At 67.5% G+C, this 17,111-nt stretch carries 14 protein-coding genes; 9 read left to right on the forward strand and 5 right to left on the reverse strand.

Translation table 11 applies throughout. The features are described 5' to 3' along the window. Positions 1-15 precede the first annotated feature (15 nt). The gene (locus ABFD52_02660) at positions 16-1,611 is read left to right on the forward strand and encodes an alpha-L-fucosidase (GenBank protein ID MEN6559664.1); all 1,596 of its coding nucleotides are present in this window, start codon (positions 16-18) and stop codon (positions 1,609-1,611) included. A gap of 260 nt (positions 1,612-1,871) precedes the next feature. Here ABFD52_02660 and ABFD52_02665 read toward each other — a convergent pair whose 3' ends face one another. The 3 genes from ABFD52_02665 to ABFD52_02675 all read right to left on the reverse strand — a co-directional run bounded on the left by ABFD52_02665 (position 1,872) and on the right by ABFD52_02675 (position 3,521). Beyond that, positions 1,872-2,171: a hypothetical protein gene (locus ABFD52_02665; protein MEN6559665.1), complete on the reverse strand. Its 300-nt coding sequence runs from the start codon at positions 2,169-2,171 to the stop codon at positions 1,872-1,874. Between the two features lie 127 nt (positions 2,172-2,298). Next, on the reverse strand, positions 2,299-3,099 hold the full coding sequence (locus ABFD52_02670; GenBank protein ID MEN6559666.1) for an RHS repeat-associated core domain-containing protein: 801 nt from the start codon (positions 3,097-3,099) through the stop codon (positions 2,299-2,301). A gap of 149 nt (positions 3,100-3,248) precedes the next feature. Next, entirely contained in the window at positions 3,249-3,521 is a 273-nt protein-coding gene (locus ABFD52_02675) for a hypothetical protein (protein ID MEN6559667.1), read from the reverse strand. Between the two features lie 253 nt (positions 3,522-3,774). Here ABFD52_02675 and ABFD52_02680 point away from each other — a divergent pair, with 253 nt between their 5' ends. Together ABFD52_02680 and ABFD52_02685 are read left to right on the forward strand one after the other, a co-directional pair. After that, entirely contained in the window at positions 3,775-5,181 is a 1,407-nt protein-coding gene (locus ABFD52_02680; protein ID MEN6559668.1) for an ABC transporter permease subunit, read from the forward strand. A gap of 10 nt (positions 5,182-5,191) precedes the next feature. Next, positions 5,192-5,935: an ABC transporter ATP-binding protein gene (locus tag ABFD52_02685; GenBank protein ID MEN6559669.1), complete on the forward strand. Its 744-nt coding sequence runs from the start codon at positions 5,192-5,194 to the stop codon at positions 5,933-5,935. A gap of 93 nt (positions 5,936-6,028) precedes the next feature. On the opposite strand, the gene ABFD52_02690 is transcribed toward ABFD52_02685, so the two are convergent. Continuing rightward, positions 6,029-6,307 carry a hypothetical protein gene (locus ABFD52_02690; protein ID MEN6559670.1) on the reverse strand — a complete coding sequence of 93 codons (279 nt, stop codon included), beginning with the start codon at positions 6,305-6,307 and terminating at the stop codon, positions 6,029-6,031. A gap of 56 nt (positions 6,308-6,363) precedes the next feature. Next, the gene (locus tag ABFD52_02695) at positions 6,364-6,972 is read right to left on the reverse strand and encodes a hypothetical protein (GenBank protein MEN6559671.1); all 609 of its coding nucleotides are present in this window, start codon (positions 6,970-6,972) and stop codon (positions 6,364-6,366) included. A 140-nt stretch (positions 6,973-7,112) separates the two neighbouring features. On the opposite strand from ABFD52_02695, the gene ABFD52_02700 reads away from it, so the two are divergent. The 6 genes from ABFD52_02700 to ABFD52_02725 all read left to right on the forward strand — a co-directional run bounded on the left by ABFD52_02700 (position 7,113) and on the right by ABFD52_02725 (position 17,090). Continuing rightward, a complete protein-coding gene (locus ABFD52_02700) occupies positions 7,113-8,354 on the forward strand; it encodes an aldo/keto reductase (GenBank protein ID MEN6559672.1) in 1,242 nt (413 codons plus the stop codon). A gap of 129 nt (positions 8,355-8,483) precedes the next feature. Continuing rightward, positions 8,484-9,371: an SPFH domain-containing protein gene (locus ABFD52_02705; protein MEN6559673.1), complete on the forward strand. Its 888-nt coding sequence runs from the start codon at positions 8,484-8,486 to the stop codon at positions 9,369-9,371. 13 nt (positions 9,372-9,384) lie between these two features. After that, positions 9,385-9,555: a hypothetical protein gene (locus ABFD52_02710; GenBank protein MEN6559674.1), complete on the forward strand. Its 171-nt coding sequence runs from the start codon at positions 9,385-9,387 to the stop codon at positions 9,553-9,555. Positions 9,556-9,703: 148 nt separating this feature from the next. After that, complete coding sequence (locus ABFD52_02715) at positions 9,704-10,609, forward strand: methyltransferase domain-containing protein (GenBank protein MEN6559675.1); 906 nt, start codon at positions 9,704-9,706, stop codon at positions 10,607-10,609. Then, entirely contained in the window at positions 10,606-13,695 is a 3,090-nt protein-coding gene (locus tag ABFD52_02720; protein ID MEN6559676.1) for a PD-(D/E)XK nuclease family protein, read from the forward strand. Before ABFD52_02715 ends, ABFD52_02720 begins: the two co-directional genes overlap by 4 nt. Continuing rightward, positions 13,695-17,090: a UvrD-helicase domain-containing protein gene (locus ABFD52_02725; GenBank protein MEN6559677.1), complete on the forward strand. Its 3,396-nt coding sequence runs from the start codon at positions 13,695-13,697 to the stop codon at positions 17,088-17,090. Before ABFD52_02720 ends, ABFD52_02725 begins: the two co-directional genes overlap by 1 nt. The last annotated feature ends 21 nt before the right edge of the window (positions 17,091-17,111 follow it).

Below are 17,111 nucleotides of genomic sequence, written 5' to 3' on the forward strand. Positions count from 1 at the left end.
GACGGTGGAGAGCGCATGAAGAAGAAAGCTTCCGGCCTGGCCCTCATTCCCGCCGCGCTGGCTATTGGCCTGGTCTCCCTGGCCGCGTGTCATCGGCCCGGACGTCCGGCGCCCGGGCCCGTCGCCATCGGGCCGGCCGATACCATCGCCGGGCTCGAGGCCAAGGCGGCCCGGGTGGTGCCCTCGGAACGGCAGATCCGCTGGCAGGCGCTCGAGTTCCAGGCCTTCGTCCACTTTGGCATGAACACCTTCACCGACCGGGAGTGGGGCGAGGGGACGGAAGATCCGAGGCTCTTCAACCCGGCCGATCTCAGTGCCGAGCAGTGGGTCGAGGCGGTAAAGGCGGCCGGCATCCGCGGGCTCGTCATCACGGCCAAGCACCACGACGGCTTCTGCCTGTGGCCGAGCCGCTACACCGAACACTCGGTCAGGAATTCGCCCTGGAAACAGGGGAAGGGCGACGTCGTCGGCGAGGCCGCGGCCGCGTGCCGGAAAGGCGGATTGGCTTTCGGGGTTTATCTTTCGCCCTGGGACCGCCACGAGCCGAGCTACGGCGACTCGCCCAAGTACAACCAGCATTTCAAGGACCAGCTCCGGGAGCTCCTGACGGACTACGGCGAGATCTCCGAGGTCTGGTTCGACGGGGCCTGCGGCGAGGGGCCGAACGGCAAGCGTCAGGTCTACGACTGGCCGGGCTATTTCGCCCTCGTCCGCGAGCTCCAGCCGAAGGCCGCGATCTCGATCGTCGGGCCGGACGCCCGCTGGATCGGGAACGAGGCCGGCGTGACCCGGCCGAGCGAATGGAGCGTCATCCCGGTCGCCGGCTCCGGCGACGGGCCCGACGGGAAGGATCCCGGCGGCTTCATTAGCCTGGACGCCCAGGCCCAGGACCTCGGCTCCATCGACCGGATCGCCGAAGTGGCGAGGCAGGGCGGGCGGCTGATCTGGTATCCGGGCCAGGTCGACGTCTCCATCCGCCCGGGCTGGTTCTATCACGCCGCGGAGGACGACCAGGTCAAGCCGCTCGACCAGCTGCTCGACATCTATTACACCTCGGTCGGCGGGAACGCCCAGCTTCTCCTCAACATCCCGCCGGACAAGCGCGGCCGAATCCACGAGAACGACGTCCGCCGGCTCAAGGAGCTCGGGGACCGGCTCGGGGCGACCTTCGCCGGGAACCTGGCGGCGGGGGCCCGGGTGACGGCGGCCGGGAGCTCGACGGCATTGCAGCGGCCCGGGAGGAGCGGGGCCGTTCACAACGGTGACCATCCCCCCGGGGAAGCGGGACAGCCTGAAGATCGGCATAACGCCGCCTGGATCTACGACCTGGGCGGGCCCAAGCTCTTCAACATCGCTATGATCGGGGAGGACATCCGTTACGGACAGCGCGTCGAGTCCTTCGCCCTGGACGCCTGGGACGGGAAGGATTGGAAGGAGATCGCCCGGGGAACGACGGTCGGCTACAAGAAGCTCCTGCGCTTTCCGGCCGTCGATACCGACAGGGTCCGGTTGCGCATCCTGAGGGCTCGGGGGGCGGTTTTACCCATCCTGCCGCCGGCGAGCTTCGGGGTCTTCCTGGATCCGAGCCGTCATTCTCTTCCGGCACGATAGCGGATATGCCGCCCAACCGCCGGAGGCGCAGTCCGCGACGGGCCCGAGCCGGCCGCGGATGCAGCTCTCAACGGCGGAATTCTTCGACGATCGGGATTTCGAACCGTTGCGCCTTCGGGTCAAGAAGGGTGGCCGGGACGTATTCGGCGACGAGCCGGCTGCCGACGCCCTTGTGGGTGTCGCTATAACGAATGTGAACTAGGCTATCTGATGCAAGAGATACCATGGATATGCCACAGGTGCGAATGGTAGGATCCCCTCTAATTCTTCCTATCCTTTTTCCTAAACACGGAGCACAACGCAAATGATCCGGCAAAGATGCCGAGAATCTCAATGGCTAGAATGTCATGACGGACAGGATAATCATATTCGTGGATCTTTATGTTCAAGGCCCCGGTGTCACGCGTTCTGGTGAGTCCCGATTGAGGCAATTTCCACCTTGTGTGATCCCCGATAGGCCGTCCGCTGGAATCCATATCGTATTCTCGATATGGCATGAAGATTAAGGCGATTCCAAGAAAAATAATGGCGCATACGATAACTATTCTGCACTTTTTCATAGGTCACTCCAGACAAAACGGCCCATTTCTCCCCAAGGCTTGCCCAAGGCGGTCCCTTCTGCTTCTGCGGCCATTATTCTTATCCCCATTAATAGCCCGCCATTATTTGCTGGCCCCGAACGGATTCCTACCAGATTTCATTCGGATAGTGAAGCCCCTTTGGAAGGACTTTATCCCAAATGAAACCCGCGATTTTCAAGCATATTTCCTCGTTCCTATCCTTGTTAAACCTACCCGCAGCACTTGTTGCTTCGTTTTCCGAACCAAATCTCATCTGTTCTAATTTTTCTGACGCCGCGACAACTCGCTTGAATGTCCTCACAAGATCGGTCAAATGGCAACCAATCTCATGGTTGATCACTTCGTCGACATTTTTAGGATCCGTGCTTTGAAATCCGTATACGGGATCATTGGCCTGGGGAATTAAAACTTCTGCCGAGACGGATATGGCGACCGTGACGCTCCAAGTCCCATCACTATTTTGCTTTGGCTTGCCTTTGGCATAAAAATTGCCGATTAAGGCTCCATCTCTACTTAGCTTACCTGTCCACGCATAATTGTCCCGGGAGGAGGCGAACGTAATTTTCAGCGTGAAGCTAATGACCGCTCTGCCATCGGGGTCCATATTGGAAATGGGATTGTTCCCAGAATATGTATAAAAATTCCACAGTTGGGAGTTGGCGATAGCTTTGCTTCTATCAAGAACCGGATCTAATGAAAGCCATCTATAACTTCCACTTGCATGACCGTCTGCCCATCCGGGAGCGGAATAATACCTCGCTCCGAAATAGTCCAGCCCCGTTTCTTCGTCCCGCTCCTTGTCCGAGAACTTGCGCTTCGGGTCGAACGTGTTCACCCAGGTCTTCTGGATCCCGCCGTACGGATCGTGGGCTTCGGCATAGACGACCGTCCCCGCATCGTCCGTCACGACACGGGTCGAGCCGATCTGGTCCTGGGCGTAATAAATAGTAATATTGGGATGTGGCCGGGACGAATTCCGCTACGAGACGGCTGCCCATGTAGATGTAGTCCCTGAGGCAGTTTCCGTAGATATCGTATTCCGCCAAGAGGCGGCCGTCAAAGGTGTAGATATAGAAACTTCCCGTCCGGGGGGTGGACATCGTCGCCATCGCCGCGGCCGATCCGGCGGCCTCCTGGGAAGCTGTGGTGAGCGAGGTTGCCTGGCTTGTTTGGGAAGCGCCCGCCGCTCGAAATGAAGGTGACAACCCTCCCGAAGCCGTCCGTGATCTTCTTCAGCGTCGGGTATTGACCGTAGACGATCGTGTTGTATTCGATCGGACCGAAATCGGGACGCTTTCGCGAAAAGACGGGTTTGCCCTCTCCCAACATCGGCCTCTCCTGATGATAAAGACATCGGAAACGGCCTTTTCTCCCCGTCGCCGAAAAATATTTCCGACGTCGCGCTCGTCTGCGGCGTTCCGGCCCGGAAGACCGAACGGCCGGCCCGGGCTCTGGATCGCGAGAGCATTCCGGCCGGCCAGGTCCCGGAGGGCCTGAACCGGCCGGGCCGTTTGTCGTATAATACCGGGGGGACTCGCGTGCGGGTCCCGCGCATCCACCCTTTCGAGCCAAGGAGGTCGGCATGCTCCGCGACATCATCCGGAAAGAGATCCTCGACAACATCACCAGCCCCAAGTTCGTCTTCACCTTCCTTCTTTGCACCATCCTCATCCTGCTCTCGGTCTACACGGGGACGACGAACTACCGGGCCGAGAAGAAAGAGTACGCGGCCTCGCTGGCCCTCAACAAGAAGAACATGGAGGCCCAGCCGAACTACAACTCGCTGGCCGGGCTGGGGGTCAAGATCAGCAAGCCGCCGCAAGTGCTCGGGACCGTCGTGATCGGCATCGAGGAGGCCGTCGGGCGGGTCGCGCCGGTCAACATCGCCTCCGACCCCAACCTCGTCGATTCGAAGTACAGCAGCAACCCGGTCTTCGCCGTCTTCGGCGCCCTCGACCTGATGTTCATCGTCAAGATCGTCCTCAGCCTCTTCGCCATCCTCTTCACCTACGACGCCATCGTCGGCGAGAAGGAGAAGGGGACGCTCAAGCTGGCCCTGTCGAACGACCTGCCGCGCGACCGGCTCATCCTGGGCAAGGCCATCGGCGGCTACATCAGCCTGCTGCTGCCGCTGCTCATCCCGCTCCTGCTCAGCTTGCTCTTCCTTATCATCATGCCCGACATCTCTCTCGGCGGGCAGGACTGGGCCCGGCTGCTGCTCATCTTCCTGATGTTCTTCCTCTACCTCTCGGTCTTCTTCAGCCTGGGCCTGTTCGTCTCGGCCCGGACCTCGCGCTCGTCGACGAGCTTCCTGGTCCTGCTCTTCGCCTGGGTGGTCATCGTCATGGTCATCCCCAAGGCCGCGGTCATCACGGCCGCCCAGGTCCGGCCCATCCCCTCGGTCCACGAGATCACGGCCAAGAAGGACGCCTTCCTCCAGCAGATCCAGGTCGAGGGCCAGAAGGGCGCCCGGGATTGGGTGACCAAGAACCAGGCCGAGGCGGCCAAGGACCCCAAGGCCTGGCAGGAGAAGTTCAGGCAGTTTATCCAGGACTATCAGCAGGAGCTGACGACGAAGATCGACCAGAACAACGCCGCCCTCGAGCGCGACTACCAGCAGAAGAAGAAGGTCCAGCAGGACCTGGCCGTCAACCTGTCCCGGATCTCGCCGGCCTCGGCCCTGACCTTCGGCTCGATGACCCTGGCCCGGACCGGCGTCGACGAGTACGACCGCTTTCTGGCCTCGCTCCGGGCTTACAAGCCGATCTACACCAAGTGGATCAACTCCAAGCTCGGCCAGAGCCTCAACTTCCAGACGGGCGAGCAGGCCAAGATCAGCCTCGACGACATGCCCCAGCATGTCTATCAGGAGGAGTGGTTGAGCCGGTCGCTCGTCCGGGCCATCCCCGACTTCGCCCTGCTCATCGTCCTGATCATCGCCTTCTTCGTCGGGGCGTACGTGTCGTTCCTGCACTACGACGTCCGCTAAGGAGATCCCCATGCTCGAAGCCATCAATCTGACCAAGCGTTACGAGGACGGCGAGCTGGCCCTCGACGGCCTGACCTTCAAGGTCGAGCCGGGCGAGATCTTCTGCATGTTCGGGGCCAACGGCGCCGGCAAGACGACGACCATCAACCTCCTGCTCGGCTTCATCCCGCCGACGTCGGGCACGGCCCTGATCGAGGGCGTCGACGTGGCCAAGGACCCGCTCCAGGCCAAGCGCCATGTCTCGTTCGTCTCCGAGAACGTCATGCTCTACGGCAATTTCACGGCCATCCAGAACCTCGACTACTTCAGCAAGCTGGCCGGAAAACGTGGCCTGACCAAGAAGGATTACGCCGCGGTCCTCGACCGGGTCGGCCTCCAGATGGAGGCCTTCGACCGCCGGGTCAAGAACTTCTCCAAGGGCATGCGCCAGAAGCTCGGCATCGCCATCGCCGTGGTCAAGGACGCCCCCAACGTCCTGCTCGACGAGCCGACCTCGGGCCTCGATCCGCAGTCGGGCCGCGAGTTCCTGGAGATCCTCGTCCAGATGCGCGACAAGGGCAAGTCCGTTTTCATGTCGACCCACGACATCTTCCGGGCCAAGCTCATAGCCGACCGGATCGGCTTCATGCGCAAGGGCAAGCTGGTCATGCTGAAGACGGCCAAGGAGCTGGCCCACGAGGACCTGACGGACCTCTACATCCAATACATGGAGGAGAAGCCGGCCCAGGCCGCCGCCGCCCCGTCCGGGATATAGCCCGCCGGGCCGTCGCCCTCGCGGATGTCGGGGGCGATATGGACCTTAAGCGGGATCCCGGGGAGCGCCGGCGCGCGTCCGCGATCAGGGCTTTTAGAGCAGCCGCATCTTTTTGAGGGCCATGTCGCCGCGGCTCATCTCCGGCCCTTCGCCGGGCAGGTAGAGCATGACCCCGCCCTTGACCGGCCGGAGAACGATCTTGCCCAGCCGGGCCAGCTCGTCCGTGGCCTCGACCGGGTTGGCGCCGTCGTAGTAGCTCTTGAAGGCGTCGTTGAAGCCGCTGTAGACCGAGTGGATGCCCTTGTAGTTCTCGAGGCGCAGGCGGCCGACGGCCAGCTTGACAAATTCCTCGGGACTAAGCTTGCTTTTCATGGGACCTCCCTTCATGTCGCGTCATGAGAGAGGACGTTCCGCGGGCCGGGTTTGTCTCAGGGCGCGGGGGAGGGGTCGGGCCGGCTCCGGGTCGGCTGCTTGATCTCGATCTCCACCAGCTCCCGGTCGGGATCGAGCCGTCCCTTGGTCCGGAAATACTCGCTGGCCTCCCACTGGGTCAGGGCCCGGGTCCCGGTCCGCCCGTAGCGCCCCTTGGCGAAGGCGTAGCGCGAGACGATGGACATGTCGCCGCCCTGTTTCCAGTAGGTTTCCAGCCGGGCGTAGCCGGCGTCGGTCTCGCGGCCGACGAAGATGACGGCGCCGATGATGATGCCGTGGCCCGTCTCGGTGACCGGATCGAAGACGAGCCATTGGTAGCCCCCGGATTGGGCCGGGACGCCGCAGAGCACGACCTTCTCGGCCTGGCCGTCGCCGTTGAGGTCGAGGGCGACCGACTTGAGCGGGCCGCCGTCGTCCTTCTCGAATTCCTCGCGGATCGCGTCCGGGATCGAGGCGTCGGGCGCGGCCGAGCGGACGGTGAAGTACGTCCGCATCGGGAATTCCGGGACGGGAGCGCCGACCTGGGCCCCGGACGGACGGCCGGGGACGGCCAGGAAGGCGACGGCCAGCAGGGCCGCGAAGGGAAGCGCGAATGTTCGTCTCATGGCCGCAACGAAGTATAGTCCCGGGGCGTGAAATGTCAAACCACGGCGGCCCGGGCCTTCCTTTGACATTCGGCCGGCCTCCGGTACAATGGACGCCCGCGCCAGCGGGAACGTATCGCCGAGGCCGGCCGGAGGAATCGATGACGGACGAGAACAGGGGATTCGGAAGAAGGAGCTTCATAAAGAAGGGGCTGACCGGATTGGCGGCCGCCGGGGCCGTGCCCGGCGCAGTCCGGGCCGCCGCGTTCGGGGCGCCCGTCGCGGGCCAGGCCGCCGCCGGGACGGCTGCCGGCAAGCCCATCGTCCGGACCCTGGGCAAGACCGGGCTCAAGATGCCCATCGTCAGCATGGGCGTCATGAACGCCGACAATCCCGCCGTCGTCCAGGCCGCCCTGGAGACGGGGATCACGCTCCTCGACACCGCCTGGGGCTACCAGCGCGGCCGGAACGAACAGATGATCGGCGAGGTCGTCAAGGGCCGGCCCCGGGACTCTTACCTGGTCGCGACCAAGATCCACGGCCCGTTCAGGGACAAGGCCCTCGTGGGCCTGAAGGGCGAGGCCTTCGAAAAGCCCTTCCTGGCCAAGCTCGACGTCTGCCTCGGGCGCCTCGGCCTCGATCACGTCGACATCCTGTACCTCCACAACAACACGGCCGCGGAGCACGTCCAGGACGAGGGCGTCATCGCCGCCTTCGAGAAGGCCAAGAAGTCGGGCAAGGCCCGGTTCGTCGGCATCACCACCCACGGCAACGAACCGGCCGTCATCCGCTGCACGATCGCCGCGAAGGCCTACGATGTCATCCTGACCGGCTACAACTTCATGATGGATTACCGCGAGGACCTGCGCCGGGCCGTGGCCGAGGCGGCCGCGGCCGGATTGGGCGTCATCGCCATGAAGACCCAGGCCGGCGTCTATTGGGACAAGGCCAAGACGCAGAAGATCAACATGAAAGCGGCCCTCAAGTGGGTCCTCAACGATCCCAACGTCACCACGGCCGTCCCGGGCTTCACGACGTTCGATCAGCTCAAAGAGGACTGGTCGGTCGTCTCCGACATCCGCCTCACGCCCGAGGAGCTCAAGGACCTCCGGCTGGGAGAGCCGGTGGCGGGGGCGGGCCTCTATTGCCAGCAGTGCGGGCACTGCGTCCCCGGCTGCCCGAAGTCCCTGCCGATCCCCGACCTGATGCGGGGCTACATGTACGCCTACGGCTACCGTAACCTCGAGGCGGCCCACGACCTCGTCAGCTCGCTCGAGATCGACGGCGATCCCTGCGGCTCCTGCGCGTCCTGCTCGGCCGTCTGCGTCAAGGGTTTCGACGTCGCCGGCCGGGTCAGGGACATCGTCAGGCTGCGGGCCGTCCCCGGCGACTTCTTCGCCTAGCGGCCGGGAGCGAAGCCCGGGAGTCCCTGCCTTGCCCCGGCCGGAGGCCCCAGTCCCGACAGGAACGGATAACCCCCTTGACAGTAATATCGTAATGATATTATAGTGATACTAACCAAGGAGGTCCTCATGAACGATATCCAGGAAAAGAACGTTTTCGCCCTCAACGGCTGGGTCATGGTCGGCATCGACCTCGTCGTCGGCCTTATCTGCGTCCTGCAGCTCGTCCCGGCCGTCGCCGACGCCGCCCGGCCCGGGCCGACACCCGTGCTGATCGGGTCCGTGCTGGGCTGCATCCTCGTGTTCCTGACCTTCGGGGGATTCTTCCTGATCCAGCCGAACGAGTCCAAGGTCTTCACCTTCCTCGGCAAGTACGTCGGCAGCGCCAGGACCGCGGGCTTCTTCTGGACCAATCCCTTCGTGGTCAAGAAGAAGGTGACCCTGCGCATCTTCAACTTCAACAGCGAGACGATCAAAGTCAATGACGCCCTCGGCAACCCGATCGAGATCGCCGCGGTCGTCGTCTGGCGCGTCGTCGATTCGGCCAAGGCCCTGTTCAACGTCGAGAGCTACCAGAACTTCGTGGCCATCCAGAGCGAGACGGCCATCCGCCAGCTGGCCACGCATTATCCGTACGACGCCCATGACAAGGACACCGAGTCCCTGCGGGCCAACCCCGACGAGATCGCGTCCAAGCTCAAGGACCACGTCCAGAACCGCCTCGACGCGGCCGGCATCCACGTCGTCGAGGCCCGGCTGTCGCACCTGGCCTACGCTCCAGAGATCGCCCAGGCCATGCTCCGGCGCCAGCAGGCCGAGGCCATCATCGCCGCCCGGGCCAAGATCGTCGACGGCGCCGTGGGCATGGTCGAGATGGCCCTGCGCAGCCTCGAGGCCCAGGGGGTCGTCAAGCTCGACGAGGAGCGGAAGGCGGCCATGGTCAACAACCTGCTCGTCGCCCTCGTCTCCGAGTCCGAGGCCCAGCCGATCATCAATACGGGGACGCTCTACGCCTGAGAGGCCGTGAGCCTTGGCCGATAAGAAGAAGTTCCTTCTGCGGCTCGACGCCGAGCTCTACGACGCCCTCGAGAAGTGGGCGGCCGACGAGATGCGGAGCATCAACGCCCAGATGGAATATGTCCTCAAGGAAGCGGTCCGGAAGGCGCGCCGCCTGCCGCGGGGACAGGAGAAGCCCAAATGAAGATCTTCGTCCGGGTCCTCGTCTGGACCGCCCTGGCGATCGTCGCCCTGCTCCTCGTGATGTTCTGACGGCGGGGAGACGCTCCGGCGCCGTTGACATCACGGCGGGCGTGTTCTACCTTTGAAAGGACGATCCCCGGGAGCGGGACATGAAGATGACAATGAGCCGGAAGCGCGTCGTTCAGGCGGTCATCGTCGCCGCCTTCTCGGTCCTGGCCGTCCTGGCGCTCTTCGTCGGGCGGCCGGGCCGCGAAGCGAAGAACCGGGTCGACCTGACGGCCGGCCCGGCCGGGCCGGCGCCGCTCCGCGAGGAGACGACCCTCCGGAACGTCACCAAGAAACCCGTCTCCTACACGATCATGCCCGGCCGCCCCGGCACGGTCGCCCATACCCGGACGCTGGCCGTCGGCGCAGTGGACCGCATCGCCACGGCCGACCCGGTCGAGATCAGCTTCGACAGCGGCCGGCGGACCATGACCTATCTCGTCCACCCGGGCAAGCCGTACTCCTTCCGCTATGACGAGAGCGGCGTCATCCGGATCTACCCGGGCTCCCACGGCCGCGAGGACGCGGCCGATCTCGCGCCGTTCGTCCCGACCCCTCCCGAGGTCGTGGCCCGGATGATCGAGCTGGCTGACATCGGCCCGAAGGACGTCGTCTACGACCTCGGGTGCGGCGACGGCCGGATGGTCATCGCCGCGGCCAAGGCCCGGGGCTGCCGCGGCGTCGGCATCGAGATCGATCCCGCGCTCCTCGACGAGTGCCGGGCCTCGGCTAAACGCGAAGGCGTCGACCATCTGGTCCGCTTCCTGCAGCTGGACGCCACGAAGGCCGGCCTGGCCGAGGCCACGGTCCTGCTGCTCTACCTGCTGCCGGAATCCCTCGAGGCCCTCACCCCCGCCTTCGAGCGGGACCTGCCGCCGGGGGCCCGGATCGTCTCCCATGATTACCGGATCCCCGGCTGGGACGCCCGCATCGTCCGGACCGAGGTCCTGCCCGGCCAGGGCGGCCGCGACCATCGGGTGATCCTCTATCGCTGGCCGGGGAAGCGATGAGCGCCCTGGTCCGCCGCCTGGCCGGGTTCTGCCGCGAACATACGCTCGACGAGAAGGTCCTGGTCGTTCCCTCGTTCGTTTCCGGCCGCGAGACCGGCGAGTCCCTGGCGCGCGAAGCGGGGGCCTGGGTCAACCTCCGCTTCGTCACGACGCCGGGGCTCGCGGCCGAGGCCCTGCAGTGGGGCGGGGAAGAGGCCGCGGCCCGGCCCATGACCGCCACGGCCGAGCTGGCCCTGACCGACCGGCTGTTCCGCGAGCTCCTGGCCGAGGGCCGGCTCGAGTACTTCCGCCGGGCAGGCGCGTCGCCGGGGCTGTCTCAGGCGCTCCACCGGGCCGTCCGCGAGCTCCGCCTCGACGGCCGGACCAGCGCCGACCTCCGGCCCGACCGTTTCCTGGTGAAGGCGAAGGGCCGCGAATTGGCCCTGCTCCTCGGCCGCTACGAGCGGGCCCTCGAGGAAGCGGGCCTCCTCGACCTGGCCGGGCTCTTCGCCGCGGCGGCCCGGGCCTCGTCCCGCGGCCCGGCCGACCGGCCGTGGCTCCTCTGTCCGGCGGACCTGCCGCTCAGCCGCCTCGAGGCCGACCTGGTCCGAAGCGCGGCGGCGGACCGTCTCGTCCTCGTTCCGGGCGAGCCTGTCTTCGGTTTGGAGGAACCGCGCTCCCCCTGGCCGTCCCGGCCCGCGGCGGATCCCGCGGCGGCCGGCCGCCTGTCCTGGCTCTTCGACCCGCGCCGGGCGGTCCCCGCCGGGATAGCCGGAGAGACGGAGATCGACATATTCCGGGCCCTCGGCCCGGCCAACGAGTGCCGAGAGATCCTGCGCCGGCTCTACGACGGACGCGTCCCCTTCGATCAGGCCGAGGTCCTGGCGCCTCCGGGATCGGCCCACGCGACGGTCTTCTACCTCCTGGCGGCCCGCACGAACCTGCCGGTCACGTTCGGGGACGGCATCCCCGTTTCCTTCACCTCGCCCGGCCGGCTGTTCTTCGGGCTGGCCGCCTGGCTGGCGGACGACTTCTCGAGCGACATCCTCTGCCGCCTGCTCGAGAACGGGGACCTCGTGCTCCCGGCCGGCCCGTCGGGGTCGCCGCTCGCGGCCCGCGCCGCCTGCCGCCATCTCCGGACCGCCATGATCGGGTGGGGCCGGGACCGTTATGCCGACCGGCTGGCCGCCCTTCGGGAGGGCAAGAAGGCCGACCTCGAAGCCCTGAAGGATCGCCCTGACGACGGCGAGGACGACGAGGCCGCGAACGGGGAAGGGCGGCGGGCCGGCCTGCTTGCGGCCATCGCCGAGATCGGATCGCTCGCATCAGCCGTCGACCTGATCCTGGCCCTCATCCCGGAGCCGGATGCGGCCGGCGAATGCGGCATCCAGAGCCTGGGCCGGGCCTTCTCCCGGCTCGTCCGGGACTTCGGCAGGAACGGGTCCGACGTCGACCGCCGGGCCGCCGAGATGCTGCTCGAGCGCCTGGACGAGTTCGTCGCGGACGACCGCTTCCCGCCCCTGCCGCTCAAGGCGGCCCTCGACCTCGTCCGGACCGCCGGCGCCTCGCTCCGGGTGGGGGCCTCGCCGCCCCTGCCCGGCCATCTCCACGTCGCCGGGCTCTCGACGGGCGGCCGCTCGGGCCGCCGGGTCACGTTCGTGGCCGGGCTCGACGAGTCCGCTTTCCCGGGCCGCGGCCTCCAGGACCCCGTCCTCCTCGACGAGGAGCGGGCGGCCGTCTCGCCGTCGCTCGCGACGTCGGCCGACGTGCTGCGGTCGCGCCTCTACGGGCTGGCCTCGACCCTGGCCGGCCGGCGCGGCCGGGTCGTACTGAGCTACTCCTCATTCGACCTCGTCGAGGGCCGGGCCTCGTTCCCGTCCTCGATCGTTCTCCAGGCTTTCCGGGTCCTGCGCGGCGACCCCGATCTCGATTATGCCGCCCTCGACGCCGGGCTGCCCGAAGCGTCCGGCTTCCTGCCCGGCGGGGCCGGCCGGGCCTTCGACGAGGCCGACTGGTGGCTCGACCGGCTGACCGCCGATCCCCGGCCCGACGGGCCTCTCACGGTCGCGGCCAACTTCCCCGGCCTCGCGGCCGGCCTGGCCGCGGCTGAAGCCCGGGCCGGCGGGAAGCTGACGGCCTACGACGGGCTCGTCGATATCGGGCCTCTCCGGGACGAGATCGATCCCCTGGCCGGCCGGAAAGCAGTCATGTCGGCGACGCGGCTGGAGCTGCTGGCCAAGTGTCCCTTCGCCTACTTCCTGCGCCACGTCCTCGGGGTCCGGCCGCCGGAGGAGGCGGTCTATGATCGCTCCCGCTGGCTCGATCCGCTCCAGCGGGGCAGCCTCATCCACGGCATCCTCTGCGATTTCATGACCGAGGCGGCGAAGAACGGCGAGGAGGTCGAGGCGGCGCGGCACGCCCCGCTCATGGACCGGATCGCCGCCAGGGAGATCGCCGCGACGCGCCGGCGGATCCCGCCGCCCTCGGGCGAGATCTTCGAGAGCGAGTGCCGGGACATCCGGACGGCGCTCGACATCTTCCTCGCCGCCGAGGAGAAACGCGAGCCCCGGGGCCGGCCGCTGGCCTTCGAGAAGCCGATCGAGGGCGAGGAGATCGCTATCGGCGACGGGAGATCGTTCCTGTTCCGGGGCTTCATCGACCGCGTCGACCGGCTCGGCGAGGACGCCTACCGGATCATCGACTACAAGACGGGGAGCCCCGCGCCCTACGAGGACGTCGTCCATTTCGGCCGCGGCCGGACCCTCCAGCCGGCCCTCTATGCCGTCGCCCTCGAGCAGATCCTGGCCCGGGAGCGGCCCGGGCGGGCGGCCCGGGTCGTCGAGAGCGGCTATCTCTTCCCGTCCCTCCGCGGCGAGGGCCATGAGATCATGGTCCGGAACTTCGACCGGGCCCGGCTCCGGCTCCTGCTCGGCGATCTCCTCGGCCTGCTCGAGAAGGGCTATTTCATCGCCGGCCCGGAGGTCAAGTGCGCCTATTGCGATTTTCTTCCGGTCTGCGTCTCCGGCGGGCCGTCGAGATCGGCCGCGAAGCGCGACGCCGATCCCGAGGTCTTCGCCGCCTACGACAGGCTGGGCGAGTATAAATGATGAGCGCCAGAAGGACTCCGCCGCCCGACCAGGCCGCCCGCGACCGCATCCGCGACGACCTCGGCACGACCTTCCTCGTCGAGGCCGGGGCCGGCTCGGGCAAGACCAGGAGCCTGGTCGACCGGATGATCGCCCTGCTGGCCTCGGGCCGCGCGCCCATCGAAACCCTGGCCGCCGTGACCTTCACCCGAAAGGCCGCGGCCGACCTCCGCGGCCGCTTCCAGGTGGCCCTGGAGCGGGCCCGCCTCGGGGAGAAGGACGCGGTCGTCCGGGGCCGGCTCGAGGCCGCCCTGACCGGTCTTGAACGGACGTTCATCGGGACCATCCACTCCTTCTGCGCCCGGCTCCTGCGCGAACGCCCGATCGAGGCCGGCATCGACCCGGACTTCCGCGAGCTCGAAGAGCACGAGGACACGGTCCTGCTGGAGAAGAGCTGGGACGAGTACCAGGCCCGGGCCCGGCTCGAGAACGAGACGGCCCTGGCCGGGCTCGACGGGGCCGGCCTCCAGCCGTCCGACCTCGAAGCCGCCTTCAAGGCCGTGGCCGCGTTCCCCGACGTCATGCAGGCACGGGGCCGGACCGCGCCGCCCGAGCTCGGGACCGTCCGCCGCGAGCTCGGGCGGCTCATCGACCTGGCCTCGGATCTCGTCCCCCGCGAGAGGCCGGCGAAAGGCCGCGATCCGCTCCAGGCCCTGTTCGTCCGCCTGTTCCGCCGGCGCCGCAACCTTGGCTTCGACGACCCGCGGCTGCTCATGGAGTCGGTCGAGCTGTTCGACAAGGAACTCGGCGTGACCAAGAACCGCTGGCCCGAGAAATCGGACGCCGAGCGGCTCCTGGCCGCGGCCCGCGAGTTCCAGGAGACGGCCGCCGCGCCCGCGCTCCGCGAGTGGCGCGAGTTCCGCCACGACCGGGCCCTGGCCTTCCTCGGCCCGGCCGTCGATTTCTACGCCGAGCGGCGGCGGGCCGAAGGCCGCCTGAACTTCCAGGACCAGCTCATGCTCGCGGCCAGGCTCCTGCGCGACAATCCCGAGGTCCGCGCCTACTTCCGCAAGCGCTTCCATCCGGTCCTCGTCGACGAGTTCCAGGATACCGATCCCATCCAGGCCGAGATCCTGTTCCTTCTCGCGGCGACGTCCGACACGGAGAAGGACTGGACCCGGCTGGTCCCCGCGCCCGGCTCGCTCTTCCTGGTCGGCGACCCCAAGCAGTCGATCTACCGCTTCCGGCGGGCCGACATCGATATCTACAACCTGGTCAAGGAACGGATCACGGCCGCGGGGGGAGAGGTCCTGGCGCTGAGCGCGAACTTCCGCTCCCTGCGCCCGATCGCCGATTGGGTCAACCCGGTCTTCGATCCTGGCCGCGGCGGGATCTTCCCGGCCGAAGCGGACGAGTATCAGGCCGGCTTCATGCCCCTGGAGACGGTGCGCGGCCGCGGCCGGGGAACGCTTTCCGGCGTCTTCAAGGCCACGGTCCCGGCGGTCTCCCGGCACGTCAAGGAGGAGATCACCGGGATCGACGCCGGCCGGGTGGCCGGGTTCGTCGCCTGGGCCCTGGACAGCCACCTCCTCCTCGACGACGGGGAAGGCGGAGCGCGGCCGGCCGAGCCGGGCGACTTCCTCATCCTTTTCCGCTACAAGGACCGGATGAGCAAGTACGCCCGGAAGCTCGAGGAGCTGGGCGTTCCCTTCGAGATCGCCGGCAGCGACGCCTTCGCCCAAAGCCCCGAGATCGCCGAGGTCCTGAACCTCCTCCGGGCCATCGACGATCCCGATGATCCGGTGGCCGCGGTCGCCGTCCTGCGCGGCCTGTTCTTCGGCCTGAGCGACCAGGAGCTGCTGGAGCACCGCGCCGCCGGGGGCGGGTTCTGCTGCCTCGAGATCCCGGAGGACGGGGCCGGCGCGGCCGGCGTGAGGCGGGCCCTCGGCGTCCTCCGCGACTGGCGCGATCTCGCGACGCGGGTGCCGCCGTCCGTGGCCCTGGAGACCATCCTCCAGCAGTCCGGCCTTCTCAACCACCTGGTCGCGGCCGAGACGGGCGGCAGCCGGGCCGGCAACGTCCTGAAGCTCGTCGAGGTACTGCGGAGCCGGGAGAACGAGGACATGACCACGTTCGCCTCCGCCGTCGCCTTCATGGAGGAATGGGTCGGCGCCCGGCCCGTCGAGGAGATGAGCCTGGCGCCGGGCCGCCGCGACGCCGTCCGGCTGATGAACCTGCACAAGGCCAAGGGCCTCGAAGCCCCGGTCGTCTGGCTGGCCAACCCGGCCGGGTGCGCCGATTTCGAGCCCGACCGGCACGTCCGCCGGACGGGCCGGTCGCCGATCGGCCACTTCCGCTTCACCAAGCCGGCGGGCGAATTCCGGACGAAGACGGTCTCCCAACCCGCCGGCTGGGACGAGAGCGCGGCCGAGGAGAAGAAGTACGGGGCGGCCGAGGAGGACCGGCTGATGTACGTAGCGGCGACGCGGGCCCGGGACCTCCTCGTCGTCAGCGCCTACGAGGGCGACCTGGGGGCGCGAAGCGCCTGGGGGCCGCTGGGCAAGGGCTTGTCCGGGATCGAGGAGCTCCCGGAATATCCGCCGGTTCCGGGCCGAGGTCCGTCGCGCCCGGCGACGCCTTCCGGAAAGCGGAGCGGCGTGAAGGCCGGCGAGGTGATCAAGGGCCGGGAGGAGCTGAGGCGGAAGATGGCCGGCGCCTCCCTCGCCTCTTCGCTCCACGAGACCGTGACCGCGCTGGCCCGGCGCGAGGCCGAGCCGCCGGCCTGGGCCAAGGGCGGGCTCGGCCTTTGGGGCTCGGAGGTCCATATCATGTTGAAGACCCTGGCCTCGTCCTGGCCGGGACCGGCCGCGGGCGGCGTTGCGGACGGCGCGCTTGTCCGTCTGGCCCGGAACGTCCTGGTCGCGGCCGGCCGGGGACCCGCGGACGCCGGGGAGCTGGCCGCCCATGTCGGCGGCATCCTCCGCTCGCCGTTCTGGACGAGGGCCATGCGGGCCGGCCGCCGTCTCTACGAGGTTCCCTTCTCGGTCGTCGTCGGACCGGGCGAGCCCGGGTACGAGGATCTGGCCGCGGCCGTCGGACCCGTCCCCGCCGCCGGAGGCCGGCCGGTCGTGCCCGTTCCCGGAGCGCCCATTTCGCTTGCCGGCGCGGTCGACCTGCTCTTTGAGGAGCCGGACGGCTGGGTCATCGCCGATTACAAGACCGACCGCCTGCCCGCGGCCGTCGAGGGGGCCGGGGCGGACGACCGGGAGAAGGCGCTGGCCGCGCTGGCCGGCCACTACCGTCCCCAGGTGCGGCTCTACACGCGGTTCTGGGGCCGGATCACGGGCGAAAAGGTCAAGGAATCTGGCCTATATTTCACCGCCCTCGACCGCTGGATCAGGATCGAGTGCGACTGAGGTCCGCCCGCCGGGACGCCG

The organism is Acidobacteriota bacterium, from assembly GCA_039683095.1.
In the GTDB taxonomy this organism is placed as follows: domain Bacteria; phylum Acidobacteriota; class Aminicenantia; order Aminicenantales; family Saccharicenantaceae; genus RBG-16-66-30.

Coding starts and splice junctions, on each gene's coding strand:
- ABFD52_02725 (MEN6559677.1), top strand. CDS start 13,695: ATGAGCGCCAGAAGGACTCCGCCGCCCGACCAGGCCGCCCGCGACCGC.
- ABFD52_02665 (MEN6559665.1), bottom strand. CDS start 2,171: ATGAAAAAGTGCAGAATAGTTATCGTATGCGCCATTATTTTTCTTGGA.
- ABFD52_02700 (MEN6559672.1), top strand. CDS start 7,113: ATGACGGACGAGAACAGGGGATTCGGAAGAAGGAGCTTCATAAAGAAG.
- ABFD52_02680 (MEN6559668.1), top strand. CDS start 3,775: ATGCTCCGCGACATCATCCGGAAAGAGATCCTCGACAACATCACCAGC.
- ABFD52_02720 (MEN6559676.1), top strand. CDS start 10,606: ATGAGCGCCCTGGTCCGCCGCCTGGCCGGGTTCTGCCGCGAACATACG.
- ABFD52_02660 (MEN6559664.1), top strand. CDS start 16: ATGAAGAAGAAAGCTTCCGGCCTGGCCCTCATTCCCGCCGCGCTGGCT.
- ABFD52_02685 (MEN6559669.1), top strand. CDS start 5,192: ATGCTCGAAGCCATCAATCTGACCAAGCGTTACGAGGACGGCGAGCTG.
- ABFD52_02705 (MEN6559673.1), top strand. CDS start 8,484: ATGAACGATATCCAGGAAAAGAACGTTTTCGCCCTCAACGGCTGGGTC.
- ABFD52_02715 (MEN6559675.1), top strand. CDS start 9,704: ATGAAGATGACAATGAGCCGGAAGCGCGTCGTTCAGGCGGTCATCGTC.
- ABFD52_02695 (MEN6559671.1), bottom strand. CDS start 6,972: ATGAGACGAACATTCGCGCTTCCCTTCGCGGCCCTGCTGGCCGTCGCC.
- ABFD52_02675 (MEN6559667.1), bottom strand. CDS start 3,521: ATGTTGGGAGAGGGCAAACCCGTCTTTTCGCGAAAGCGTCCCGATTTC.
- ABFD52_02690 (MEN6559670.1), bottom strand. CDS start 6,307: ATGAAAAGCAAGCTTAGTCCCGAGGAATTTGTCAAGCTGGCCGTCGGC.